This window comes from Ochrobactrum sp. SFR4 (assembly GCF_019730395.1).
Classification (GTDB): domain Bacteria; phylum Pseudomonadota; class Alphaproteobacteria; order Rhizobiales; family Rhizobiaceae; genus Pseudochrobactrum.
In genome coordinates this window covers 1-325 of sequence record NZ_JAAPBB010000486.1, presented here as the reverse complement: position 1 = coordinate 325, position 325 = coordinate 1, and the positions used below count along the sequence as shown (strand labels likewise).

General features: G+C 51.4%; 1 protein-coding gene. It reads left to right on the top strand.

What is annotated here, in order from left to right:
• Nucleotide 1 precedes the first annotated feature (1 nt).
• Nucleotides 2-325: glycosyl hydrolase family 8 (locus HBA93_RS19925; RefSeq protein WP_286202086.1), on the top strand; the 324-nt coding region annotated here is incomplete at its 3' end.

Below are 325 nucleotides of genomic sequence, written 5' to 3'. Positions count from 1 at the left end.
ACTGGCTTTTATGCTGGTGCTTGCAGCGTTTTTAACGCCACTGCCCCATGCTTTTGCGCAAGATACCACCAAAACAGACCTGCCAATGATCAGTGAAAAAGACTGGCTTGCCTATAGTGAGAAATTTCTCACCAAAGACGGCCGCATTCTTGATGATGCCAATGGTAATATCAGCCACAGCGAAGGTCAGGGCTATGGTTTGTTGCTCGCGCTGATGGCTGGCCGTCCGGCAGATTTTGAGCTGATCTGGAGCTTCACGCGAACCGAAATGCTGATCCGTAACGATGGTTTGTCTGCATGGAAGTGGGATCCGGCAAGCCGTCCG